We start from the raw sequence: 26,173 nt of genomic DNA, 5'->3' as shown, positions 1-26,173 counted from the left end.
AAGCCAGTAAACTTATATTTGTTTATTGGGAAGTTGGGTGGAACCACGGATAACAACACATTCGTCCCTTTTATAGGGATGGGTGTGTTTTTTAAATTTAATAAACGATGTGATGATAAGGACAAGAATTATTTTGACTGCTGACAGAGAGGGGAGGGTAGCTGTGAACTTCCTAGTGAAGAGAAATAATTTACCACCTTTTGAGCAGTATTGGGGAAAACAAGTATCCAATACCGTAAAGCTACGATACAGCACCATAAGCCAATAAATGCAAATTTTGTTTATTGGGAAGCTGGGTGGAACCACGGATAAAAGCACATTCGTCCCTATGTTGTTAGGGAAGAGTGTGCTTTTTATATTTTAATTAAGGAGTGTTTAGAATGAATGAAAAAAAGGTGACTATTACATTTCCAGATGGCTCTGTTAAAGATTATGACAAGGGAATAACAGTAGCAGATATAGCTGAATCCATTAGTTTGAGTTTACGAAAACAAGCAGTTATAGGAAAAGTAAATGGAGAATTAGTTGACTTAAACTATCAAGTGGAAGAGGATGTAGAATTGGCTATTTTAACATTAGATTCGGAGGAAGGGTTAAAGGTTTTACGTCATTCGACAGCACATGTACTTGCTCAAGCAGTAAAAAGGTTGAATAATAAAGCGCAATTAGCAATAGGACCGATTATACAGGATGGATTCTATTATGATTTGAGACTAGAAAACAATTTAACACCAGATGACTTAAGAAAAATAGAGAAAGAAATGCAAAATATAATAAAGGAGGATCTAGCTATAGAGCGGATAGAAATTTCCTATGAGGATGCTAAGCAATTATTTCAAAAAAATGGTGAGTCACTAAAACTTGAAATTTTAAAAGATATTCCAAAAGGTGAGAAGTTGACTTTATATCAGCAAGGAGAGTTTGTCGACCTTTGTAGAGGACCACATCTTCCGCGAACAGGATTAATTAAAGCTTTTCAACTAACTCATGTATCTGGTGCGTATTGGAGAGGGGATAGCGATAATGAAATGCTTCAACGTGTATATGGAGTTGCTTTTAAAAAGAAGAAGGATTTAGTAGAACATCTCCATTTCATAGAAGAAGCTTCCAAGCGTGATCACCGCAAGCTAGGAAAACATTTAGAGCTATTTATGTTTTCAGAGGAAGCACCAGGAATGCCATTTTACCTACCAAAGGGACAGATTATTAGGAATGAATTAGAAAACTTTTCACGTGAGCTGCAAAACCAATCTGAATACGAAGAGGTTAGAACACCACTAATGATGAATCAAAGATTATGGGAGCAATCAGGACACTGGGATCATTATCATGAAAATATGTATTTTTCCGAGGTTGACCAAACAAGCTTTGCGATGAAACCAATGAATTGTCCTGGTCATATGCTTATCTTTAAAAATAGTCTGTATTCTTACCGTGATCTCCCGATAAGAATGGCTGAATTTGGTCAAGTACATCGTCATGAATATAGTGGAGCACTTAATGGAATGTTGCGTGTACGGACTTTCTGTCAAGATGACGCACATATTTTCGTCAGAAAGGATCAGATAGAGGCAGAAATAAAGCAAGTATTTCATTTGATTGATAAAGTATATCAGACATTTGGATTCGAATATTCCGTTGAACTTTCAACAAGGCCAGAAGATTCGTTAGGGGATGACAATCTATGGGAAGTATCTGAAAATGCACTAACAAACGTTCTTGAATCATTAGGGGTAGCTTATCACCTTAATGAGGGGGATGGTGCGTTCTATGGTCCTAAAATAGACTTCCACATCAAAGATGCTTTAAAGAGGAGTCACCAGTGCGCAACTATACAGCTTGATTTCCAAATGCCTGAAAAATTTGATTTGAGTTATGTGAATGAAAAAAATGAGAAAGTAAGGCCTGTTGTCATTCACCGAGCAATATTTGGTTCTATCGACCGTTTTTTTGGAATTTTAATAGAACATTTTGCAGGAGCATTTCCAGTATGGTTGGCACCTACTCAGGTAGCGATTATCCCAGTGTCACAGGTCCATTTAGACTATTGCCTAAAAGTTCAAGCAGAATTAATGCGTGAAGGCATAAGAGTTAAACTAGATGATCGGAATGAAAAGTTGGGTTATAAGATACGAGAGGCACAAATGCAAAAAATTCCTTATATGCTTGTTCTTGGTGATCAAGAGATTGAGAAGGAAGCTGTAAATGTCAGGGTCTATGGGGAACAGAAAAGTCAAAGCTTTATTTTAGAAGATTTCAAGTCTAATATTTTACTCCAAATAAAAGAACGCAAAATTAAACTCAACTAATGCTTAACTTCCCTACCAATGGTTAGGGGAGTTTTTAGTTAAAACGAAATCTTCTAAATTACAAACATAACTACTAACCGTTTACGTAGTTTTTACATTTCTTTGAGAAACAGCAGTACTATCTTTATTTTGTAATTATATACTTTTACTAAAGTCAAGTTTGTTATACGAGGAGTGAGAGAATGAAAAGGAAAATAGCTGTTATAGGAATTTTGCTACTCATATTGTTACCAACAATATTGCAGGCAGGTTCATTCGGTAAAGACGATCCTTCAGGTACACCTGGCGAATGGTATTTAGGAACTAGTCCATCATTTGTGACACCTTCTAATCATCCTGTTTTGTTTGTGCACGGTTTGAATAGTTCTTCCAAAACCTGGTGGGATGAGAATGATATGTATGATACAGCTCACCAAAATGGATTTGAAACCGCATTTGTAGATTTATTTCCAACTTCAGATATGTGGGTAAATGGGGACTTGTTGGCTAATAAGATACAAGAAATGTACAACTATTTTGGTGAAAAAATAGTTGTTGTTGCTCATAGCAAAGGTGGTATTGATACACAATCTGCTATTGTTCATTATGGGGCAAGTGCTTACGTTGAAAAAGTAATTACATTATCAACCCCACATCATGGTTCCCAATTAGCAGACTTGGCATATAGTAGTTGGGCTGGATGGCTTACTAGCATACTTGGAAGTAAAAATGACGCAACCTATTCGTTGCAAACAGGTTACATGGAATATTTCCGTTCAATGACCGATACTCAATCAGCAGTAAAACATGTTCCTTTCTATACGTTTGGAGGAACCGAAAGAGGAAGTTTCGGAAGCTCCTTATACTGGGGAGGATTGTATCTTAGTTCCTATGGTTCAAATGATGGGGCTGTTACTGTAGATAGTTCAAGGTTAGCCTATGCAACGGAACTAGGTATAGGTGAGTGGGATCACTCTACGATAAAAGAGGGTAATTCCACATTTGATTTGTTTAACGATTATTTAACTACAAGTAGTTATGCAAAAACAGCCTCATCTTCTATTAGTAACAATAGAAATCCAAAGGAAAATTATAAACATAAACAGCAAGTATCAACCAATGAGGCTACATCTACCATTGTTCGAGGTGGAGAAATAAAAGGGGAATATTCAGATAGTTTCTATTTAGAAGAAGGTGTGGATGAAATAACAATAGACTGGATTAGTGATTCGAAAACAGAAAATCTAATACTGACTAATAGAAATAATGAGAAGTATAAAGAATTTCATGTGAAAACAGATTCCACCTCTTATTTCAATGGTTCCTATCACCACGCGATAACAATTCCCAAACCTATTGCTGGTAAGTGGATATTGGATTCTGACTCAAATAATGCCACTCGATACTTATTACATGTCTCAATAGATAGTCCCTTGAATAGTCAACTGCAGTTAGATTTATCAACAAAGAATGATGTCAATCTCAAGTCAGTCCAGAAAGATTTACATTTAAAAACAGATACCATGATAGAGCATTATAAGAACGGTAAATTAAAAACAAGTAAAATTAAACTGAATAATAAAACCGCTAAAACCGCTAAAACCGCTAAAACCGCTAAAACCGCTAAAACCGCTAAAACCGCTTCATATAAGTTGCCTCAGCTAGGAGAGGGGGTTTATAACATAACAATCAATGTAACGGGTAAGAGTGATAAAGAAAAATTTGATCGTACCATAATTAAGTCAGTTTATGTTGATAAGAATGGCGCACTCCACTTCTAATAAGTGTTATATGAAAAAATAGAATTAAAAATAATTTTCATTTTTTGTAGTTGGGCTTTGATGCTTAGTAAATAGGATATTGAGATAAAAGGATGTGTTGCGTTTTTATGCAACGCATCCTTTTGTAAATTACTAAAACTCTCATATATTCAAAGAAATGTGATAAAATTAGCTACATAAACGATAATACATCCCAGAGCAATAAACGTAGGAGTGGCAAGGTACTTGAAGATAAAAATAAATCCTAAAATGATAAAAGAAAAATGTGGTTCTGTTTCCTATAAAAGTGGGGAAGCTTTTTATCGTGCGAATAAAGTGACTTTAACAAACGTTACAGAAGACTACTGTGGAGCCACGGTTAAAGCCAAAGAAAACTTTAAAGTATCCATAGAGAAAAAAGCGAATGGACAAATTATCACGACATGTAGCTGTCCTACCTTGGCTAGTTTTTCTAAGGACTGCCAGCATATTGCAGCGGTTCTTTTTGCTCTTCATGATTATAATCGCCAAGCTCTATTACCACATCAAACATATAAGCAAGAAAAACTATCAAATCAGCTATTGTCTATTTTTCAGGATTCACCTTCAAGGGGAACAGAACACCAAAACTATTTTGAAAATAGACAAGTCTTAGACCCATTATTTACTTGTACCCCGATTGATGTTGTAGATAAAGGTACAGTAATGGCCATTTCGATGAGGATTGGAACGGTTTATATTCAAAATATACGAGTGTTCTTACAACGAATTAAGGATGGGGCGACCTGTCAATTATCTGAAAGTTTTCTATTTGATATAAATAAGCACTGTTTCAATCCGATAGTAGACGGAATAGTCGAGCAACTGATAGCGGTTATGAGTGATGATAGTAACGGGAAAGACAAGATAATCCCACCTGACTTTCTGCCAATCCCTGCATCTTCATGGGAAAGACTTCTACCGTTACTCGTAAAAGCCCCGAATTTGATTGTTGATTACGAGGGGAAAACATTTGTGGGACTGACACTATCTGATGATCAATCCCTTCCACTACATTTTTCCTTTCTTGAGTCTGAACACTATAATCTGATTATTACTGGACTTGAGCAAATGGTGTTATTTTCTAGTTATCATACCGTGATGTATGATGGGAAAATACAACGGTTAGATCAACATGATTTTAAACGTCTCGCAGAACTACAACGGATGCTTAATGGAACCAAGACAAATCGGATTCCCATTCCGTCTGATCAAATAGACTTTTTTATTGATAAAGTAGTTCCGGGTTTGAAAAGGTTAGGGAAAGTACAGCTTTCGGATAAGCTTGAAAATAAATTAGAGAAAACACCTCTTATTGCTAAATTATTTTTGGACCGGGTCAGTAATCGACTGTTGGCGGGACTCGAATTTCATTATGGTCATCTCGTTATAAATCCTGTAGAAGAAAACGAGTCTAGTATAAACCGCTTAATTGTCAGAGATAGAAATAAGGAAGAGGAAATTCTCCAGCTAATGGAGGAAAGTTTATTTACTAAAACAGAAAGTGGCTATTTTCTTCATAATGATGAATTAGAATATGACTTTTTAACCTACATTGTACCGAAATTACAAAAGCTCACGAATATATATACGACAACAGCCATTCGAAATAGAGTAGTAAAAGATAATGTCTTCCCTAAGATCAGAGTAAAAGTGAAAAGGGAACGAACCAATTGGCTTGAATTCAAATTTGAAATGGATGGAATTCCTGATGATGATATTAGAGAGTTGCTGTACTCTATGGAAGAAAAGCGGAAATATTATCGACTTAGGAATGGTTCGTTATTATCTTTGGAAACAAAAGAATTTCAAGAAATCAACCGTTTTCTTCATGGCATCCCGGATGAGTATGGTGACTTAGCAACAGGCTTAAACTTACCATTGGAACATAGTCTTAAACTATTAGATACAGTTGAAATTAGTAATACATTTTTAACGGAGCAATCCTTTAAAAGTTTTGTGGAGGAAATTAAGAACCCGAGTAGCATGGACTATAAGCTACCAGAAACATTAGTGCCAACTTTAAGAGATTATCAAATACAAGGATATAGGTGGATGAAGACCCTGGCAAATTACGGTTTTGGAGGTATTCTTGCTGATGACATGGGACTAGGTAAAACACTACAAAGTATTACCTTTATTTTGTCGGAGCTTTCCAATATTCGTGCAAACAAACTTCCTGTCCTTGTCGTATGTCCTTCTTCTGTAACGTATAACTGGCTAAGTGAACTGATGAAATTTGCACCTGATATAGAAACGATAGTAATGGATGGAACAAAACAAACTAGAACTAGATTGCAAAAAGAAACAACTAATCTAGACGTTTTGATCACATCTTACCCAATACTTAGACAAGACATCCATTGGTATGATAAGCAGCAGTTTCATACGGCCATTTTCGACGAAGCGCAAGCTTTTAAAAATCCTATTACGCAAACATTTAGAGCAGTGAAACGAGTTAATGCTAATAATTATTTTGCACTAACAGGTACACCTGTTGAAAACTCAATAGAAGAACTATGGGCCATTTTTCACGTTGTGTTTCCTGAGTTATTTCTAGGATTAAAAGAATATAGTACCCTATCTAGAAAGGAAATTTCCCGGAGAAGTAAGCCTTTTATGCTTCGCAGAATGAAGAAGGATGTATTAGGTGAGCTGCCAGAGAAACTAGAATCTTTAGAGTCGGTAGAGTTACTTTCAGACCAAAAGAAGTTATATGCCGCTTACTTATCTAAATTACGTCACGATACGCTTAAGCATTTAGATAAGGATACCTTCAGGAAAAATAAAATAAGAATTTTAGCGGGGTTAACGCGATTACGGCAAATTTGTTGCCACCCTGGATTATTTGTAGATGGCTATAAAGGTTCATCAGCAAAGTTTGAACTATTACTTCGTATTATTACGGAAGCAAAGTTCTCCAATAGAAGAGTGCTTATTTTTTCACAATTTACCAAAATGTTAGAAATTATAGGACGTGAATTAGCAAAGTTAGAACTTGACTTCTTTTATTTAGATGGCCAGACTCCATCAGAAGACCGAGTAGAGATATGTAATCAGTTCAACGAAGGAGAGCGTAACTACATGCTTATTTCGATGAAAGCAGGTGGAACAGGACTTAATTTAACAGGGGCTGATACGGTGATCTTTTATGATAGCTGGTGGAATCCGGCAGTAGAGGAACAAGCTGCTGATAGGGCCTACCGTATTGGTCAGAAAAATAACGTACAGGTAATCAAATTGATAGCACGTGGAACAATTGAAGAGAAGATGACCGAACTTCAGGAGAAAAAACGTCATTTAATCCAAGAGGTAATTGACTCGGATGGTGAGATTGCCACTTCCCTTACGGAAGAGGATATACGTGAGATACTGTTATTAAATGCTGAATAATAATTCTAGTCATTTAACTAGAATTATTTAGAAGATTATTAAATTTGTAAGTATTTTAAATATCATCATAGCTTTTTGCTGGTAGAAAGTTTATCATTATTAAAGAGATTATCGATTGCTAGAATCCTTAAAAGGAAGGTAGTTTATGTCAAACGAAAATATTACGAAACTAAACGTAGATGGTAAGGAAATCATCCTTATCGGAACTGCACACGTGTCGAAGCAAAGTGCAGAACAAGTAAAGGAAGTAATTGAATTAGAACAGCCAGATTCAGTATGTGTAGAACTAGATGCACAAAGGTATCAATCCATAATGGAAGGTAACCGTTGGAAAGAAATGGACATTTTTAAGGTGATTAAAGAAAAAAAAGCAACGTTATTATTAATGAACCTTGTTATATCCTCCTTCCAAAGGCGTATGGCTAAACAATTTGGTATAAATGCTGGTCAAGAAATGATTCAGGGTATTGATTCTGCTAAAGAAATCGGTGCAGAATTGGTTCTTGCAGACCGTAATATTCAGATTACCTTTTCTAGGATTTGGAGTGGAGTAGGGTTTTGGGGGAAAGCAAGATTGATGGCCTCCTTAATGGCTAGCATTTTTAGTAATGAGAGCATCACTGAAGAAGAGATGGAAAAAATGAAGTCTCAAGATATGTTAAATTCAATGTTAAATGACTTCACTGAATATTTTCCTAGATTGAAAAAGCCACTAATTGATGAACGTGACCAATACTTAGCACAAAAAATAAAAGAAGCTCCCGGGGACAAAGTGATTGCTGTTCTTGGAGCGGCTCATGTTCCTGGAATTAAAAAGGAAATATATAATGAACAGGATTTAGCTAGCCTGTCGGAAGTTCCACCAAAATCCAAATTACCTAAGATAATAGGATGGTCAATTCCGATATTAATTATTGCTATCATTGCTTATACATTTATTGTTAATCCTTCAGCAGGTTTACAACAAACAATTAGCTGGGTCATTTGGAACGGATCTTTCTCAGCGCTCGGTACATTAGTTGCCTTAGGTCATCCACTTGCAATTCTAACTGCATTTATTGCTGCACCAATTACATCACTGAATCCACTAATCGCAGCGGGGTGGTTCGCTGGACTTGCACAAGCTTTTATTCGCAGACCTAGTGTTAATGACTTTGAAACATTAGCAGAAGATGTATATAACGTGAAAGGGTTCTGGAATAATAAAGTGACGCGAATTCTATTAATCGTGGTATTGGCTAATATCGGTAGCTCAATAGGTACTTTTATTGGTGGGGCAGATGTTATTCGCGTTTTTTTAGAAAATTTTTAATATCCATATAAAAAGTCTACCGATTATTTCCTGTTAAAATAATCGGTAGACTTTTTTATTTCCGCCTAAATCCCTCTTGATGGAGATAGTCAACTGCTCCATTATAAGTTGCATAAGATGCATCTAACATTTCTCCAGCATACACGTTCCATGAATCGAAATCGTTGATAATAGTTAGTTCATGATTTTCATCATTAATCCAGACTTCTTCAAAAGGCTCTTGTTCAGAAAGTGAGTCAATGGATTGTTTTATAATTTTACGAAGCTGTGACTCCGTAAAATCTCTAATATTGACCATTCCTTTATCATCGATTTCATAGTCATCTTCCGTCAATTCTGCATATACAAATCCATTTCCATTAGGGTGTAAGTGGTAAACAACGTTCTTCTTTTCTAAAACACTGTCCGCATATTGAAAATTAACACGACCTAGTGATACATCTTTACGCTGTAATTCGGAAAAAGATTCTATTATAGTAATTTTTTCTTCAAATGTAAGCATGGTACCTCCAATAATTATGTATTTCTCCTGAGTATTATACCATTTACGAAATTTAAAGATACAAAATTAAGTTTAAAGCTTGGACAATTACATATTTTTAGCTAGGATCATTTTCATCAAGGCTTAATTTTGTTACAGTAATCCAATCTCCTTTTTTGAATGTCATCTAAAGTAGCATCATCACCGAAAGAATCATCTGGATCAACTCCAGGAGCTACTTTTGGATCAGTTTTTTATTTGCTTACTCATTTTATCCCTCCATTCTTATATAAAATTCCTCAATTTTTTCTTTTTATTACGATTTAATTTATATGCATTAAATCCTTTTCTTTATAATAAAGATAATGTTAGAGTAGTTAGCATTATTTTACTGTATATGATATACTTGTATGATAGGCTAAAAGCCCTTGGTCTTCTGGTGTTTTGACTCACCGGTAGGGCGTGACACCACCAATACAGGAAGGATGACCAAAATGACAGGAATATTATATCAAGCAAAAATAGGTGACGGATTTAAGAAAAAGGGACTAAACCGTCGTGATACTTTCTTTAGCACACCGAAAGATGCAGTTTCAGAAGCGTTTCAATTAAAAGAGCGGATTGATAAAAAGTATAAGAACAAAATAGTTTGGGATTACGATGGTGAGATGAAGGGTTCGTTAAAGAAAATGAAAATCTTAAAAGGATTCTTAAATGGAGATCTTGAGTCAGAACCATTTTATTTACAAATTGTTTCTGTAGGGGAAGAGGGGAAAAGTGCAGTATCTCCGAATCAGCCTAAAAAGGTTACAGCTAAGGATAAAAAAGTTTTAAATAAAGTAATCGAATTCTTAAAATAGTTATTTTAAAACCGCTTCTTGAAGCGGTTTTTTTTGTATTGGACAATTAACACAAAAAAACAGACCATCCTTTAAATTAAGGTTTTGGCCTGTATTAAATGGAGATTAGTATTAAGATTCATCTACTTTACTATGATGTAATGGAGGTGGGATTATCCATCCTTTATTTTTATTTAACCTAAGTACTTTTGCCCCTAGTGTTGCTTTTTGTACATGGAATTGTCCGAACATCATGGCGATGTCTTCTCGAATAGCTTGACCTATCACTGTACTACATGCAACTAATCCAGCAGATATATCTACAGAAAGTGCAGCTGCCACTTCTTGATCCATAATTCTAGCTCCTGCAGGAATATCTTCTATATTTGCTTTCGGACGCTCTGGAGGTGTTGGGGGGAGGCCTACACCATTCTCCTTTAATAGTGTTTCAACTTGCTCTCCTTGCTGTTTACAAATTTCTATTGCCTCTTCTAATAGTTTTTTTAAATCACTATCACCAGTATGGTTTAGATGTATCTGATAACCAGCTACTGCTGCTTTTGCAGCCATGAGAAATGACCACGTTGAATATACTTCACCATAATGCATCGGTTCTTCTTTCGGATTGCCACTTAAGATACCCATAAATACACCCCTTACTGTTTTTTGAAATCCATAGAGATTCTCCTAAAAGCACATATTTATTCCGATATGCTCTTGTACAGTATCTGTATAGGGGGAATAGATTATTCCATATTAATGCAGAAGTTTTAATAATATTCAAATTTAGTTACGCGGTAGATAATAAATTCACTGTGGCTAAAAATTAAACAAAAACCTAAAGATATCTTGATGTGAAGGACTATTGGTTTAATTGAATATTTAATTTAATTATTTCTCCTGGATTTACGTTTTTCCTCGTTTGGCTTTTAGCTGGAAAAATAAATGTCCAGGGAAGACTTGTATTAGCAGGAATATGAAGGTTAGGCAGCGAAAAATTGTGTTCTGCTATAACTCCGTTTTGATCCAAACAGTCTATTCTAGAATTTTCAAACGAAATTGATTGCTGTGTTTGATTATGAATGATGGCAGTTGCTAGTAAATCACCCTTATGATTAGTAGCATGCCATAATGTGACTAATTCAATATCATGTAATTGATTTAATTTTGTACTGGCGAAAGCTTTTTCTATTTTTTCACGGTCACCTTGGGATATCGTTTTGTCCCATGAGTTTTCAAACTGAAGCTTCTGCATGTTACAATCCTCATTTCCTAATTATAATTAATAATAGAGGTCAAATTAGTTAGCTAGATAGTAAGCCTACTATAACATATGAAACAATTCAAACTGTCTGTTATTCTCTATTCATGAGAATATTCTTCTATTATGATGGGGTAGCTTAGTTCGGTGATTGAGTATATTAGCTTAATAATTTAATTATGATTTAACATAATAATAGATAGTGGTTAATGAAGGGTAACTGAGTTTAAACATAACACTCAAATCTAATTTGGTTGGTCTTATTCATTGCTATTACAATAAGGAGAAAATGCAAACCCACTTTCAAAAAGTTAGAAAGTGGGTTTGGTATGGAATTCTATAATACTTTTGTCGTCCAGTCTTCACAATTCCACACATCGGTAACTACACCTTCATAAAAGTCAGGTTCGTGTGAGATTAATAGGACACTACCTTTATATTCCTTTAAAGCGCGTTTTAGTTCATTTTTAGCATCTTGGTCCAAGTGGTTAGTTGGTTCGTCCAATACAAGTAAGTTTGTTTCTTTATTAATTAGTTTACAGAGTCGAACTTTTGCTTTTTCTCCTCCACTTAAAACCTTAACTTGGCTTTCGATATGTTTAGTAGTAAGTCCACATTTTGCAAGGGAAGCACGAACCTCATATTGAGTGAAGTGACGAAATTCTTCCCAAACCTCTTCAATACATGTGTTATTATTTGCGACCTTAATTTCTTGTTCGAAATAACCAATGTGCAAATGCTCCCCCAACTGGACGGATCCGGAGACAGCCTTTATTTCTCCAAGTATGCTTCTTAATAGAGTAGTTTTTCCGATTCCGTTAGCTCCAGCTAAAGCGATTTTTTGTCCGCGTTCCATGGTCAAGTTTAGTTTTCTTGATAATGGTTCTTCATATCCAATCACAAGGTCTTTCGTTTCAAATAAATATCTGCCTGGTGTTCTAGCTTGTTTAAAATGAAACTCTGGCTTCGGTTTTTCTGCATCTAATTCAATAACGTCCATTTTATCAAGTTTTTTCTGACGAGACATTGCCATCTTACTGGTTGCTGCATTTGCTTTATTCCTTGCAACAAAATCCTTCAGGTTGGCAATTTCTTTTTGTTGTTTTTTATATGCTGCTACTTGTTGTTGTTTTTTCATTTCATAGACACGCTGAAATTCATTGTAATCTCCTGGATAGCGAGTAAGTTGCTGATTTTCCATATGATAGATCAAGTTAATCACGCTATTTAAGAAGGGGATATCATGTGAAACTAAAATGAAAGCATGATCGTAATTAAGTAAGTAAGTTCTTAGCCATTCGATATGCTCCACATCTAGATAGTTTGTTGGTTCGTCTAATATTAAAATGTCAGGCTTTTCTAAGAGTAGCTTAGCAAGTAGCACCTTTGTACGTTGACCACCACTCAAATCGTGGACATCTCGTTCTAAACCATAATCATCTAATCCTAGGCCATTGGCAATTTCCTCAACCTTAGCATCAATGGTATAAAAATCATTGTTAGTTAGGGAATCCTGCATTCTTCCTGTGTCTTCAAGAAGTTGTTCTAACTCGTCTGGACTCGCTTCTCCCATCTTAGCAAAAAGTGTATTCATTTCTGCTTCCATATCATAGAGATACTGAAATGCTGTCCGTAATACATCCCTTATTGTCATTCCTTGTTTTAATTCCGCATGCTGATCCAAATACCCAATTCTAGTATGTTTAGACCATGAGATGTTTCCAGCATCGGGCTCAAGCTTGCCAATAATTATATTCATAAACGTTGACTTACCTTCGCCATTTGCTCCAATTAGTCCAATATGTTCGCCTTGTAATAAACGAAAAGACACATCATCAAAAATTGCACGATCTCCGAATCCATGACTTAGATTATTTACTGTTAATAAACTCATAATTAATACACCTTTTCCTATAAAAAGTTCATACCTCATCTATTATAATGGTGAATCTCGTAAAACGATAGTGGGATTTATTGTTTAGGCCATCTTTAAATATACTAGAAATTAAATTGTAATTTCCTATTCCTGGTATACAAATGATGGTTCCGGTTACATTTGAAGGGGGTGTCATATTTGTAAAATTAACTGAATATAAACATTTATAAAAAACTTTACGATAGCTTAACAATCTGCTATAGTATTGCAATAGTCTAGAATCTTACAACCTTGCAAACTAAAAATATATAAAATATTAGAAAGTATGAAAGAAGGTTAGTTTAATATGAAAAAATTGAGAATCAATGAGCTAAGTTTTTTTCTGTTAGCTGTTGTTTTTTTGTGGGCAAAAACATACATTTCCTATCAATTTGAATTTAATTTGGGCGTCGAAGGCCCGATGCAACAATTTCTATTATTAATAAATCCAATTAGTTCAGCAGTCGTGTTTTTAGGATTAGCGTTGTTTCTAAAAGGAAGACGAGCTGCTATCACCATGATCCTTATTGATACAATTATGACAATCGTTTTATATTCAAACATTGTATATTATCGATTCTTCGATGATTTTATTACAGTTGCAACACTAAGCCAATCCGGGAACATAGGAGAAATGAAAGATGGCGTTCTAGGCATTTTAAGTGGCTATGATGTTCTATATTTCCTAGATTTATTGATTTTGGTTGCTGTAGTAATTTGGAAGCCGTCTATGGCTAAAATCAGCATCAAAAAGTGGGTTGCGCCGATCGTTGTGGTTTCAGGTATTTTCTTATTTTTTGCAAACTTATCGCTTGCAGAAGCCGATCGACCTGACTTATTACAAAGAATGTTTGACCGTAACTATATTGTTAAATATTTAGGACCATTTAATTACACCATTTATGATGGTATTCAAACAGTTCAAGTCCAAAGTGAAAAACTTCAGGCTACAAGTGATGATTTATCGATGATTTCGAACTATACTTCATCACATTATTCTAAACCTAATGAAAATTTATTTGGTATCGCTAAAGGGAAGAATATAATTAAGATCCACTTGGAAAGTTTTCAAACATTTCTAATTGACTACAAGTTAAATGGTGAAGAAGTAACACCATTTATTAATAAATTGGCTAATGGTGAAGGTGACATGATCTACTTTGATAACTTTTTCCATCAAACTGGTCAAGGTAAAACAGCTGATGCAGAACTAATACTAGATAACAGTTTATTTGGTACAGCTGAAGGTGCTGCTTTTATGACGAAGGGTACAAATACATTCCAGTCGTTACCTGCTATTTTGGATCAAAAGCTTGGATATACAAGTGCGGTATTCCATGCTGACAATAAAACGTTTTGGAATCGAGATCAGATATACAAGCAAATCGGATATAATCATTTCTTTGATGAAACATATTATGATAATTCCAATTCTGTTAACCTTGGATTGAAAGATAAACCATTTTTCGAACAGTCCATGCCAATGCTGGAATCATTAGAACAACCATTTTATGCACATATGATGACATTAACACACCACTATCCTTTTAATCTTGATCAAGAGGATGCAACGATTGACCAAGCTACTACCGGAGATACTACAGTTGACCGATATTTCCAAACGGCAAGGTATTTGGATGAAGCTGTGGAGCAGTTTGTCAACGATTTAAAAGCTAGTGGGTTATATGAGAATTCAGTCATTATGCTCTATGGAGACCATAATGGTATTTCAGAGAACCATAATCGTGCCATGAAGGAAATACTTGGCACTGAGATTACTCCGTATCAAAATGCACAAAACCAGCGTGTTCCTTTAATGCTTCACATTCCTGGCGTTGAAGGTGGCGTGAACCACACATTTGGTGGAGAAATAGATGTAATGCCAACACTTTTACATTTACAGGGTATTGATAATAGAGAGTTAATTAACTTTGGAACCGACTTATTCTCCAAAACACATGACCAAACAGTGGCGTTCAGAAATGGAGACTTAGTTTCACCTGAATATACAATTGTTGGAGATACAGTCTATGACACTGCAACAGGTGAAGAATTAGAATCTACAGAAGAAACAGATAAACTTAAATCAGAAGTAATTCAACTTCTTAAATTATCGGATGAAGTTATGAATAAAGATTTATTGCGTTTTAATGATCTAGCTGATTTTGAACCAGTAGATCCTTCAGACTATAAATATGGTGATACAGTTAAAGATACTGAGTAAAAAAATCCCCTAATTTTGGGGGTTTTTTTAAATTAACTATGTTAATTTGATAATCTTCTATGGGAAATTACAAAGTTCAGTAACAATTATCATGTATTCTATGGTAGAATCATTTGAAAATAATAGATAAAGAGAGAGAGAAGTTCATGAAACCTATTGAATTAAACTATAAAATGCCAGCTGAATGGGAAAAACATGAGAAAACGTTTATTTCCTGGCCAGTGAAAGACTCTATGGTGTACCCGGAAGATTATGAAAAAGTAACACAAGGTTATTACGATATTATTAAGGCTATATCAGAATTCGAGCATGTATCTGTATTGGTAAATACCAACGAAATAGAAATCGTTAACCGTTTATTACCAAAAGATAATGTTGAGATATTACCTATTGATCATAACGATGCATGGTTGAGAGATAATGGTCCTACATTTATTTTAAATGATAAAGGGGATTTTGCAGGCATTAATTGGGAATTTAATGCTTGGGGAGAGAAATATTCTCCTTGGGATTTGGATAATAAAGTTGCAACTAAAATTCTAACTAGTCTAGGCATACAGCAATTTGATGCACCTTTTGTCATGGAAGGTGGATCCTTTCATGTTGATGGAGAAGGAACGTTAATTACTACTGAAGAATGCTTACTTAATAAAAATAGAAATCCTCACTTAACCAAACAAATAGTCGAACAATATTTACATCAATATCTAAATGTGAGTAAGGTCATTTGGTTGAAACAAGGGTTGAGTGGGGACGAAACAGACGGGCATGTTGACAATGTTGCTTGTTTTGTTAGTCCTGGAAAAGTGATGATCCAAGTCTGTGATGACGAGCAAGATGAAAATTATCTTAGAACAAAAGAAAATCTAGCTATTTTATCTAATGAAACGGATGCTAAAGGTAGAAAGATTGAGATTATTCCGATACAGCAACCTCCAAGACGAGAAAAAGACGGGGTTAGATTAACACTGAGTTATTTAAATTTCTATTTTGTTAACGGGGGTATTATATTACCTGTGTTTGGAGGAAATGCAATTGGAACAGATCAATTAGCTTTAGAGAAGCTCAAAGACTTGTTTCCAGAAAGACGTGTGCATACGGTAGATGGCAATTCGATCATTTCAGAGGGTGGCAATGTTCACTGTACAACGCAACAAATGCCATCCAGATAACTAGATTAAATATTCGGAGGAAAGATGAGGGGTTAATGGTGAGAAAAGTTAAAGTTGCAGCTACTCAGATGAGCTGCTCGACTAATATAGATGAGAATATAAGAAAAGCGGATAACTTGGTTAGAGAAGCGGCAGAACAGGGAGCTCAAATTATTTTACTTCAGGAACTTTTCGAGACGCCATATTTTTGCCAAAAAGAAAAAGCTGATTACTATATCTATGCAACAGAATTAGAAAATAATAAAGCAATTAATCACTTTAAAGCTTTAGCAAAAGAATTAAAAGTAGTTCTCCCAATAAGCTTTTATGAAAAAATGAATTATGCTCGATATAATTCTCTGGCTGTTATTGATGCAGATGGTGAAATTTTAGGTAGGTACCGGAAAAGCCATATTCCAGATGGACCGGGGTATGAAGAGAAGTTCTATTTCAATCCAGGTGACACTGGATTCAAGGTATGGAACACTCGATATGGTAAAATTGGAGTAGGGATTTGTTGGGATCAATGGTATCCTGAAGCTGCACGCGTCATGGCTTTAATGGGAGCAGAAATTCTTCTTTATCCAACGGCAATTGGTTCAGAACCCCAGGATTCTTCCATCGATTCAAAGGATCACTGGCAGACTTGTATGCTTGGACACGCTGCATCTAACTTGATGCCTGTTATTGCATCTAATCGAATTGGTGTGGAAGAGGATGAGGACTCGAAGATAACATTTTATGGATCGTCCTTTATTGCTGGACCTCAGGGAAATAAATTAAAAGAGTCCGGACGTATAGAAGAATCAGTGTTAGTGGAAGAATTTGATTTAGATGAATTAGAAACGCAAAGGATTGAATGGGGTATCTTCAGAGACCGTCGTCCTGATTTATATAAAATGATTACCTCCTATGATGGAAAAAATATGATATGACTTTTAAAACAGCCGACATGGCTGTTTTTTTGTGGTTTAGCAAATTATAAAATCAGTCCCATCCCGTTCCAAGAGCACCAATAACTAATGAAACTTCCTCGCCTTCGTACGATATCAATTCGACCTCAGTTGAACTTGCGAAATCACTTCGTTCACCGTGATGCCTTTATCTCCTACGGTTCAATCCAGTTTGTAGGTCGCAAACCAGTCCTCTTCGTTTTTGTTTTTTGTTGGATTAAGAAATTATCAAAACTAATAACCTGTTAATTTTTTTAATAAATATAAAAGAAAGCCTTTACAAAATGGATAATATAGTTAATAATGTATTTAACGAAACCGCTTTCGAAGGAGAAGGAAAGATGCCAACTATATATGATATAGCAAAAAAGGCAGGTGTTTCTGCGGCCACTGTTTCTAAGGTACTAAATGGACGGTCTGATGTAGGGAAAAGAACAATAGAGAAGGTTAAAAGGATAACAGAAGAACTAGGGTATCATCCTAATTCTATAGCAAGAGGATTGGCGACTAAGAAGTCTAAAACGGTTGGTGTTTTTTTTGAAGATCACTTGAATACGGGATTTAGGCATCCATTTCTACAAGATATCTTGGCAAGCTTTAAGGATGTTATAGGGGAACATGGCTATGACTTGGTTTTTTTTACGAATAATCACCCAGATAATCAAGTAGAAACATTTGAGGCTCGTGCAAGAAATAGAAATGTTGATGGCCTATTTTTATTAGGTGTCCCAAGAACAGACCCTAATCTTGATACTATTGCCAATAGTGATATTCCATGTATGTCAATTGATTTAGATTTAATCGGACCACGTGCTAATTATTTGAGTTCAGACAACTTTGGTGGAGCAATGAGTGCAGTGGATTATTTAGTTGAAATGGGGCATGAAGACATTGCCTATATCTCTGACATATTTTCTACCAAACCCGGTCATGATAGATTAGTTGGCTTCAAGAAGGGGATGGAGAAACATGGGCTTCAAGTTAAACATAATTGGATAGAGTTAAGTAACTTTTCCGAACAAGGTGGATACATATCAACAATCAAATTACTACAAGATGCATCACATCCGACTGCGATTTTCTGTGCTGGTGATATGATGGCAATCGGTGCGATGAGAGCCATTAAGGAAAAGGGGCTAAAGATTGGTGAGGATATTTCCGTAATCGGTTTCGATGATATAAGCCTTTTATCTTACGTTAATCCAAGCTTAACAACTATTCGCCAGAAAAAAGAAATCATGGGAGAGACTGCTGCAAGAGAGTTACTAAAGCTTATGACCGATTCAAATTATGGTGCTAGCCCTTTTACGATTGAAACAGAGTTGGTTATAAGAAATACCGTTTCTAAACTAAGTGTTTTAATGTAAGCGCTTAACTAAGGTGAATATTTCTAACTTGAGGGGGGTGATAGGGCAATCATTGAAAGGTCGGTCTGTAACTTATGTTTGCAATTAATGAAAGCGGTGACACCGTACATCTTTAGTCTTTATCATCTATTACTTATTTTGGAAACCGTTTTCCTAAAAAGAGGGGGAAATAGAAATGAATTTCAAAAAACAATTATTAATTTTGGTAATGGCTATCTTTGCTTTTGCTCTAGTTCTGACAGGATGTTCTGATAAGGGTTCTTCGGGGGAGACTGATTCAGAGAAATCGGAAGAAACTGACGGTGACAACGGTAGTTCAGTGTCTGGTGATAAAAACAAAACAGTTAAACCATTAGTTATAGGTCTTTCGCCTGCAGGGCAATGGCAAGAAAACTTTAACCCATTCTCTACAACAGCAATGGGTGGAACCAACGGATTGATTTATCAATCACTTTATTACTTTGATAACGTAAGTGGTGAAGAGTATCCAATGCTAGCAACTGAGTTTGAATGGACTAACGAAAACAAGACTTTGGTTGCAAAACTTCGAGAAGATGCAACATGGTCTGATGGAGAAGCTTTTAATGCCGATGACGTTATTTTTACGTTTAACTTGCTTAAAGAGTATCCAGCTGCGGACACAACTGGTATTTGGGCTCAAGTAACATCCATTGAAAAACAAGATGACTATTCTGTTGCTTTCCATTTTGATACAGCAAATGTACCGTTCCAAAGCTATGTATTAGGATCGTTAATTGTACCTGAACACATTTGGAAAGATCTTGGAGATCCTTCTAAAGCAAAAGTAACAGAGCCTGTAGGAACAGGTCCATATTTATTAGAATCATTTACACCTCAACTATATAAAATGGTAAAAAATTCGGATCACTATAATGCTGACGACTATGTCGTAGAAGAGCTTCAGTTCCCAGCATTTAGTGGTAACGACAGTGAGCAGTTAGCGTTATCTAAAGGTGAAATTGATTGGGCAGGAATCTTTATTCCAGATGCAGAGAATGTATATGTAGCACAGGATCCTGATAACAACAAGTTCTGGTTCCCGGCGAGCAACAACGTTACACTTTATCCTAATTTAGAGAATTCAATACTAAGTGATGTAACTGTCCGTAAGGCAATCAGTCTTGCAATTGATCGTCAAAAATTATCAGACCAAGCTGCTTCAGGTTATGATCCACTTCCAAGTACAACTGCTTTAATTCTACCGAGGGATGAAGAGTGGATTGATCCTAGTATCCCAGAAGATCAATTAGAATACGAATTTAACTTAGATAAAGCAGTTCAAACACTAGAAGATGCTGGTTATAAAAAAGGTGATGATGGTATTTTCGTATCACCAGATGGAGAGAAACTATCATTCACCCTACAAACTGTATCAGGTTGGACAGATTGGGCGACAATGGCTCAGCTGATTTCGCAATCTTTAACTAGTATTGGGATTGAAGTAAAAGTAGAAATGCCAGAATATGCTACTTATTCAACTAATGTACAAGGTGGCGAATATGACTTGGCAATTTCATGGACAAATGCTGGTCCTGATCCGTATCGTCAATACCAAGATATGTTAAACAGCAATGGTTCATGGAACTTACAACAATGGAATGATCCTAAAACAGACGAAGCATTACAAACATACCAAGGTACTACAGATAAAGAAAAGCAGATGGAAGCTGTTCATTACCTTCAAAATGTAATGGTAGATCATTTACCAACCATTCCTTTAGTTAATGGACCAGTATGGTATGAATATAGAACAGCTAACTTTGTGGGATGGCCAACGGAAGAGGATCCTTATGTAAACCCAGCTCCATTTAACTGGCCTGCACCTGCAATAACGATTTCAAAATTAGAACCTGCTAACTAACGAAAGCCAATGGGGAAGGGCTTAGGCCTTTTCCCTACACTATATTAACGACTGGGGGGGAAACAATGCGCTACGTAATGAATCGCATCGGTTTTTTTATCCTATCACTATGGGCTGCAATCACCATAAACTTTATATTACCCCGTATGATGCCAGGAAGTCCGGCAGATGCCATGTTCGCAAAGTTTCAAGGACAGTTGACTACAACTGCATTAGAAGCGATGAAAAAATCATATGGTATTGGGGATACAAGTTTATGGCAGCAATATGTAGACTATCTCCATGGTCTAGTAACATTTAATTGGGGATTGTCATTTATGCAATACCCTACGCCTGTAAGCGATATGATTCAAGCGAGTGTGCCATGGACAATTGGTCTCGTAGGTATTTCTACCTTAATTTCAGTGTTTGTTGGTACAGCACTAGGTGTTTATATTTCATGGAAAAGAAAAGGATTTTTAGATAATACACTACCGGTAGTATCTATGGCTTTTCAAGCATTACCATACTTTTGGGTTGCGCTATTATGTGTCTTTATTTTTGGTTTTAAACTGGATTGGTTTCCGATGGCCCATGGCTATGATCCGGCAATTACACCTGGATTTACTAGTGAATACATTTTGAGTATTTTAAATCATGCTTTCTTACCAGCAATTACCTTAATACTCGGTGGTTTAAGTGGATGGATTGTTGGGATGCGTAACAATATGATTTATACACTCGGTGAGGACTACGTTACCTTCGCAGAGGCAAAGGGTGTAAAAACATCACGCCTTATGTTCACTTATGCTGCAAGGAACGCGATTTTACCACAACTAACAAGCTTTGCGATAGCAATTGGAAACGTTGTAAGTGGAGCTATATTAACGGAACAAGTATTTTCTTATCCTGGAATAGGGAATCAATTAACAAGTGCAGTACAATCACAAGATTTTCCTATGATTCAATCTTCATTTCTATTAATTGCTGTGGCTGTTCTTGTTGCAAACTTAATTGTTGATTTATTATATAGTCGTTTGGATCCAAGGATTCGTACAGGAGGGAGTAACTAATGAAAACAGAATTACAAACTTCATCTCAACATAATATGGAAGCTCCTACTCCAAGACGAAATAACTTTACGATATTTCTAGGTGCATTTAAACCCTTTTTTACTAATGCAAAGTCGGCAACGGGATTCACTATCTTTTTGATTTTTCTTTTTATAGCCATTTTTGCGCCCTTAATTGCGCCTTATGAACCAAGTGCAGCCATTTATCTGCCAAATTTGTCGCCAACAGCTGACCACTGGTTTGGTACTACAAATACAGGACAAGATATTTACTCGCAATTTATATTTAGTGCAAGAAATACAATGATTGTCGGGTTTGGAGCAGGTATCCTGTCTACCATTATTGGATTAATTTTTGGTGTTGTTGGTGGGTATCGTGGAGGTTTGACTGATTCGATCTTAAGTTTCGTTACAAATCTATTCCTTGTAATGCCAGGTTTAGCCTTATTAATTGTTATCCAAGCGTACATGACTGCTTCTACACCATTTGTAACGGGGTTAATCATCGCTTTGACCGGTTGGGCTTGGGGTGCTCGAGTTTTTCGTTCCCAAACAATGACACTTGCTAATCGAGATTTTATTTCAGCTGCAAGGATGTCTGGAATGTCGTCCTTTAGGATCATGTTAACTCAGATTTGTCCTAATATGATGTCTATTATTGCTGGAAATATCATGTTTGCAACTTTAGGGGCAATTCTAGCGGAAGCCGGATTAGCTTTCCTTGGTTTCCAAGATATCAATTCAATAAGTTGGGGTACGATGCTTTATTGGGCAAGTAATAATGCAGCTTTAATTAGAGGTGCTTGGTGGTGGTTTATTCCTCCAGGTCTAGGAATTGGATTAGTTGGTCTTAGTTTAGTACTCATGAACTTTGCGGTTGACCAGATAACGAATCCTCGTCTGAAGGGGCAGAAAAGGAGGAAAAAACATGGAAGAAAAACAGCCCGTGCTTGAGCTAGAAAATGTTTCAGTTGGGTATGATTCAACTGCTGGGATGGTTCAAGCTGTTAATGATGTCTCACTTAAAATCTATGAAAACACTATTGTTGGATTAATAGGAGAATCTGGGTCTGGGAAATCGACACTTGGAAATGCTATTATGCACCTGTTAAAAAATAATGCTGTGCTAACAAATGGAACAATTAAAGTAATGGGAAAAGAAGTTCACAGTATGAATAAAAATGAATTAAGAAAATTCCGTTGGAGTCAAATGTCGATGGTATTTCAAAGTGCGATGAATGCTTTGAATCCGGTTTTAACGATAGAAGCCCAGATTTTAGATGTTTATCGTAGTCATTACAAGAATATGTCTAAGAAAGAGGCAAGGGCAAGAGCTAGGGAATTAATGGAGATTGTAAGTATTGACCCGACCCATTTAAATAGTTACCCACACGAACTTTCTGGTGGAATGAGACAAAGAGTAGTCATTGCTATAGCAATTGCACTTGACCCTAAATTAGTTATTATGGATGAACCAACTACTGCATTGGATGTAGTCGTTCAACGTTCAATTCTTGATAAAATAAAGCAAATTCAAAAAGTGAAAAAATTTGCTATCTTATTTATTAGTCATGATTTTAGCTTAGTTTCTGAATTGGCATCAAAAGTTGCTATTATGTATGCTGGCAGGTTTATTGAGGTAACGGATAGTAAATCTCTAAGCCACACTGATCAGCATCACCCATATACAGAAGGATTGATTAACGCCATTCCACATTTAACAGCAGAAGAAGTTACTATTACCGGGATACCGGGTAATCCGCCAAATTTAGTGGATTTACCTAGTGGGTGTGCTTATCATCCGAGATGCCAATTTGCGACAGAACGATGTAAGACGGAGAGACCTGTCGTCCACCAAATTGATAACAGAGATGTAGAGTGCCATCTTTATGATGCGGTACGAAAAGAGGTGTTGGAATCATGAGTGAAGCAATCGTTAAGGAATCCTCAACATTAGTGCAAGTGGAAGATTTGGTTATTAAGTTCCCAGTACGTGGGAAAGGTGAAAAGAAATTTATTACACCGGTTGATAGGGTTAGTTTAGAAATAAAAAAAGGAGAAGTACTTGCTCTTGTCGGTGAATCGGGAAGTGGAAAAACAACTATTGGGAGAGCTCTAGTGCGCTTGTTAACACCTACTGACGGTAAAATTATAGTCGAAGGCAAAGCCATTGATGAATATAAAGGTAAGGCGTTAAATGAGTATAGACAGACTGCTCAAATGATATTCCAGGATCCATTTGGGTCATTAAATCCTGTTAAAACAATTGAAAGTCATGTGAAATTCCCACTAAAAAAACATCAAGGTTACAAAGGGGAAGCGCTTGACCAAAAAATTACAGATTTACTTGTTCAGGTTGGGTTAACACCTGTAAATGAAATTCGAAAAAAATATCCACATGAGTTATCAGGTGGGCAACGCCAACGTCTTGCTATCGCTCGGGCATTAGCCGTCAATCCACAATTTATTGTGGCGGATGAACCCACTTCTATGTTGGATGTTTCTATACGAGCTGGAATTCTACAACTGATGAATGACTTGAAAGATGATTTTGGACTATCCTATTTATATATTACTCATGATTTGGCATCTGCACGCTATTTTGGTGACCGAATAATGGTGTTATATGGTGGGAGGGTAATGGAAATAGCTGAGTCAAAGGAGCTAATTAAAAATCCGTTAAATCCCTATACTAAGTTATTGTTGGCAGCTACACCTGGAAGTGAATCCCAGATAGATTTAACGAATATGACCAATGAACCACCAGATTTGACTGAAGGAAGGCAAGGATGCCCATTTGTTCATCGATGTCCATTAGTGACAGATCTATGTAAAGAGAAGGTGCCGGCTTTAGAAGAAGTTGAAGATGGTCATGTAGTAGCCTGTCATCACTATGGGAGTCAAGCTTTAACATTTTAAAATTGGTAAGAAAAACGATACTCGTTTCAGACTCTTTGAAACGAGTATTTTTCACTGAGGGCGATGTTTTGTTAATACTTATTACTATTGCAAAGGCTGTATTATTTTCCTTTTCTTTTTTTTCCTTCATTATATGTATTTGAGCTTGGGGGTAAGTTGTATTGATCTAACATATTAATAAGATCGTCACGGTTAAATAACATCACTTCATTCTTATTGGCCTTTGTTACCGATTGTTTTGTAAAATATCCATTGGTAATAATCCACTGGTGGCAGCCTTTATAATTGTGTACTGTGTTAACGATCTTATCTATGGAGCGAGTGCCAACTAATTTTGAATGACTGATGGTTGCATTTACAATAGTTTCGTCTACTCCTTTTCTTAACAGTAAATATCGATCTGCCTTATCTGTTAACTTTATAGAACTCACATTGTAGCCTTGATGTTTGAAAAGGTGGAATAGTAATTCTCTAAATTCCCTATCACTCATTTGGTCTATTGAATCGATCAGATAATTATCTTTAGAATTTTTCTTTTTTATGTTGTGTGTCAATTTAGTGAGTCCTTTATTTATAAATTCTTTGATTGATATATAGGTGAAATATGATATTGAAAATAGATAAAACAATACATATATATATTGGACACTTTTAGTTGTTGGTAGAAGTAGTCCAATAGAAAAGACTAGGATGTTGGTTATTGCTAGAAATTTAGCTTTGTCCATATAAGGCCAATATCTATAGGAATTTAAATTTCTAAGTTGTTTAATATAAAATTTAAAGATAACGAACACCGCCCAATATTGTTTGTTTTGATTCTAATAAATTAGTTTCCATAAAAAGATAATAATATACTTGAGGAATTAAAATGTATAAGTTAGAAGGGACTGACCAAGGTGCTCTTTTTTTAAAGCGGGAGTGAGAGGTACCTCTAATAATAATGGGAAATATTGGAGTGAAATATTCTATTGCTCTTAGTTGATAGTCATGGTATATTTAGTTTCCCTTATCGAAAGGGGAACATTATTTAAAACAATCTAATAAAGTTGTTGATTTTCAGATTGATAATGTGTTATATTAATTTAGTCGCTTTAAAAACGCGACATTGATATTAAAAAAGTTATTGACTTCATCAAAATAACTTGATATAATGTAAAAGTTATTGCTTCTAGTAGGACGATAACGATTGATCTTTGAAAACTGAACAAAACAATCAGTATGTCAAGCAAGAAACAAGCTAGTTAAGTTTTAGAGCAAGCAAACACTTTATGGAGAGTTTGATCTTGGCTCAGGACGAACGCTGGCGGCGTGCCTAATACATGCAAGTCGAGCGCGGGA

19 protein-coding genes, 1 rRNA gene and 1 other annotated feature are annotated in these 26,173 nt (G+C 35.8%); of the genes, 15 read left to right on the top strand and 5 right to left on the bottom strand.

Annotated elements, in window-relative coordinates:
- The first annotated feature begins 103 nt into the window (after positions 1–103).
- Positions 104–331: a binding site (T-box leader), on the top strand.
- Positions 332–380: 49 nt separating this feature from the next.
- The 4 genes from thrS to H7K77_RS03790 all read left to right on the top strand — a co-directional run bounded on the left by thrS (position 381) and on the right by H7K77_RS03790 (position 8,792).
- Entirely contained in the window at positions 381–2,309 is a 1,929-nt protein-coding gene (gene thrS / locus H7K77_RS03805; protein ID WP_186576392.1) for a threonine--tRNA ligase, read from the top strand.
- 182 nt (positions 2,310–2,491) lie between these two features.
- Positions 2,492–4,069, top strand: coding sequence for an esterase/lipase family protein (locus H7K77_RS03800; RefSeq protein WP_186576391.1), 1,578 nt, complete (start codon positions 2,492–2,494; stop codon positions 4,067–4,069).
- A 249-nt stretch (positions 4,070–4,318) separates the two neighbouring features.
- Positions 4,319–7,480 carry a DEAD/DEAH box helicase gene (locus H7K77_RS03795; protein ID WP_235988824.1) on the top strand — a complete coding sequence of 1,054 codons (3,162 nt, stop codon included), beginning with the start codon at positions 4,319–4,321 and terminating at the stop codon, positions 7,478–7,480.
- Positions 7,481–7,625: 145 nt separating this feature from the next.
- Positions 7,626–8,792, top strand: coding sequence for a TraB/GumN family protein (locus H7K77_RS03790; RefSeq protein WP_186576389.1), 1,167 nt, complete (start codon positions 7,626–7,628; stop codon positions 8,790–8,792).
- A gap of 55 nt (positions 8,793–8,847) precedes the next feature.
- Here the strand turns inward: H7K77_RS03790 and H7K77_RS03785 are convergent, their stop codons facing one another.
- Positions 8,848–9,294: a hypothetical protein gene (locus H7K77_RS03785; RefSeq protein ID WP_186576388.1), complete on the bottom strand. Its 447-nt coding sequence runs from the start codon at positions 9,292–9,294 to the stop codon at positions 8,848–8,850.
- A gap of 473 nt (positions 9,295–9,767) precedes the next feature.
- Between H7K77_RS03785 and H7K77_RS03780 the strand changes: the two genes are divergently transcribed.
- Positions 9,768–10,133 (top strand): hypothetical protein, encoded by a 366-nt coding sequence (locus H7K77_RS03780; RefSeq protein WP_186576387.1) that lies wholly within the window; start codon positions 9,768–9,770, stop codon positions 10,131–10,133.
- 111 nt (positions 10,134–10,244) lie between these two features.
- Here the strand turns inward: H7K77_RS03780 and H7K77_RS03775 are convergent, their stop codons facing one another.
- The 3 genes from H7K77_RS03775 to H7K77_RS03765 all read right to left on the bottom strand — a co-directional run bounded on the left by H7K77_RS03775 (position 10,245) and on the right by H7K77_RS03765 (position 13,267).
- Entirely contained in the window at positions 10,245–10,757 is a 513-nt protein-coding gene (locus H7K77_RS03775) for a DUF3231 family protein (protein ID WP_186576386.1), read from the bottom strand.
- 217 nt (positions 10,758–10,974) lie between these two features.
- Positions 10,975–11,367 carry an SLAP domain-containing protein gene (locus tag H7K77_RS03770; protein ID WP_186576385.1) on the bottom strand — a complete coding sequence of 131 codons (393 nt, stop codon included), beginning with the start codon at positions 11,365–11,367 and terminating at the stop codon, positions 10,975–10,977.
- Positions 11,368–11,710: 343 nt separating this feature from the next.
- Positions 11,711–13,267 carry an ABC-F family ATP-binding cassette domain-containing protein gene (locus H7K77_RS03765; RefSeq protein WP_186576384.1) on the bottom strand — a complete coding sequence of 519 codons (1,557 nt, stop codon included), beginning with the start codon at positions 13,265–13,267 and terminating at the stop codon, positions 11,711–11,713.
- Positions 13,268–13,595: 328 nt separating this feature from the next.
- Between H7K77_RS03765 and H7K77_RS03760 the strand changes: the two genes are divergently transcribed.
- The 9 genes from H7K77_RS03760 to H7K77_RS03720 all read left to right on the top strand — a co-directional run bounded on the left by H7K77_RS03760 (position 13,596) and on the right by H7K77_RS03720 (position 24,835).
- Positions 13,596–15,512, top strand: a complete 1,917-nt coding sequence (locus H7K77_RS03760) for an LTA synthase family protein (protein WP_186576383.1) — start codon at positions 13,596–13,598, stop codon at positions 15,510–15,512.
- A 146-nt stretch (positions 15,513–15,658) separates the two neighbouring features.
- On the top strand, positions 15,659–16,684 hold the full coding sequence (locus tag H7K77_RS03755) for an agmatine deiminase family protein (RefSeq protein WP_186576382.1): 1,026 nt from the start codon (positions 15,659–15,661) through the stop codon (positions 16,682–16,684).
- 38 nt (positions 16,685–16,722) lie between these two features.
- On the top strand, positions 16,723–17,598 hold the full coding sequence (aguB, locus tag H7K77_RS03750; protein WP_186576381.1) for an N-carbamoylputrescine amidase: 876 nt from the start codon (positions 16,723–16,725) through the stop codon (positions 17,596–17,598).
- 359 nt (positions 17,599–17,957) lie between these two features.
- Positions 17,958–18,983 (top strand): LacI family DNA-binding transcriptional regulator, encoded by a 1,026-nt coding sequence (locus tag H7K77_RS03745; protein WP_186576380.1) that lies wholly within the window; start codon positions 17,958–17,960, stop codon positions 18,981–18,983.
- Positions 18,984–19,158: 175 nt separating this feature from the next.
- Positions 19,159–20,865 (top strand): ABC transporter substrate-binding protein, encoded by a 1,707-nt coding sequence (locus H7K77_RS03740; protein WP_186576379.1) that lies wholly within the window; start codon positions 19,159–19,161, stop codon positions 20,863–20,865.
- Positions 20,866–20,930: 65 nt separating this feature from the next.
- Positions 20,931–21,917 (top strand): ABC transporter permease, encoded by a 987-nt coding sequence (locus H7K77_RS03735; RefSeq protein WP_186576378.1) that lies wholly within the window; start codon positions 20,931–20,933, stop codon positions 21,915–21,917.
- The gene (locus H7K77_RS03730; RefSeq protein WP_186576377.1) at positions 21,917–22,870 is read left to right on the top strand and encodes an ABC transporter permease; all 954 of its coding nucleotides are present in this window, start codon (positions 21,917–21,919) and stop codon (positions 22,868–22,870) included. Before H7K77_RS03735 ends, H7K77_RS03730 begins: the two co-directional genes overlap by 1 nt.
- Entirely contained in the window at positions 22,845–23,840 is a 996-nt protein-coding gene (locus tag H7K77_RS03725) for an ABC transporter ATP-binding protein (RefSeq protein ID WP_186576376.1), read from the top strand. Before H7K77_RS03730 ends, H7K77_RS03725 begins: the two co-directional genes overlap by 26 nt.
- Positions 23,837–24,835 carry an ABC transporter ATP-binding protein gene (locus tag H7K77_RS03720; protein WP_186576375.1) on the top strand — a complete coding sequence of 333 codons (999 nt, stop codon included), beginning with the start codon at positions 23,837–23,839 and terminating at the stop codon, positions 24,833–24,835. The genes H7K77_RS03725 and H7K77_RS03720 overlap by 4 nt, the downstream gene beginning before the upstream one ends.
- 101 nt (positions 24,836–24,936) lie before the next feature.
- Here H7K77_RS03720 and H7K77_RS03715 read toward each other — a convergent pair whose 3' ends face one another.
- Positions 24,937–25,389 carry a restriction endonuclease gene (locus H7K77_RS03715; protein WP_186576374.1) on the bottom strand — a complete coding sequence of 151 codons (453 nt, stop codon included), beginning with the start codon at positions 25,387–25,389 and terminating at the stop codon, positions 24,937–24,939.
- Between the two features lie 711 nt (positions 25,390–26,100).
- On the opposite strand from H7K77_RS03715, the gene H7K77_RS03710 reads away from it, so the two are divergent.
- Positions 26,101–26,173, top strand: a 16S ribosomal RNA gene (locus H7K77_RS03710); the annotation flags it as partial.

This window comes from Aquibacillus kalidii, assembly GCF_014280935.1.
Lineage (GTDB): Bacteria > Bacillota > Bacilli > Bacillales > Amphibacillaceae > Aquibacillus_D > Aquibacillus_D kalidii.
This window is presented reverse-complemented; position numbering and strand designations above follow the sequence as displayed.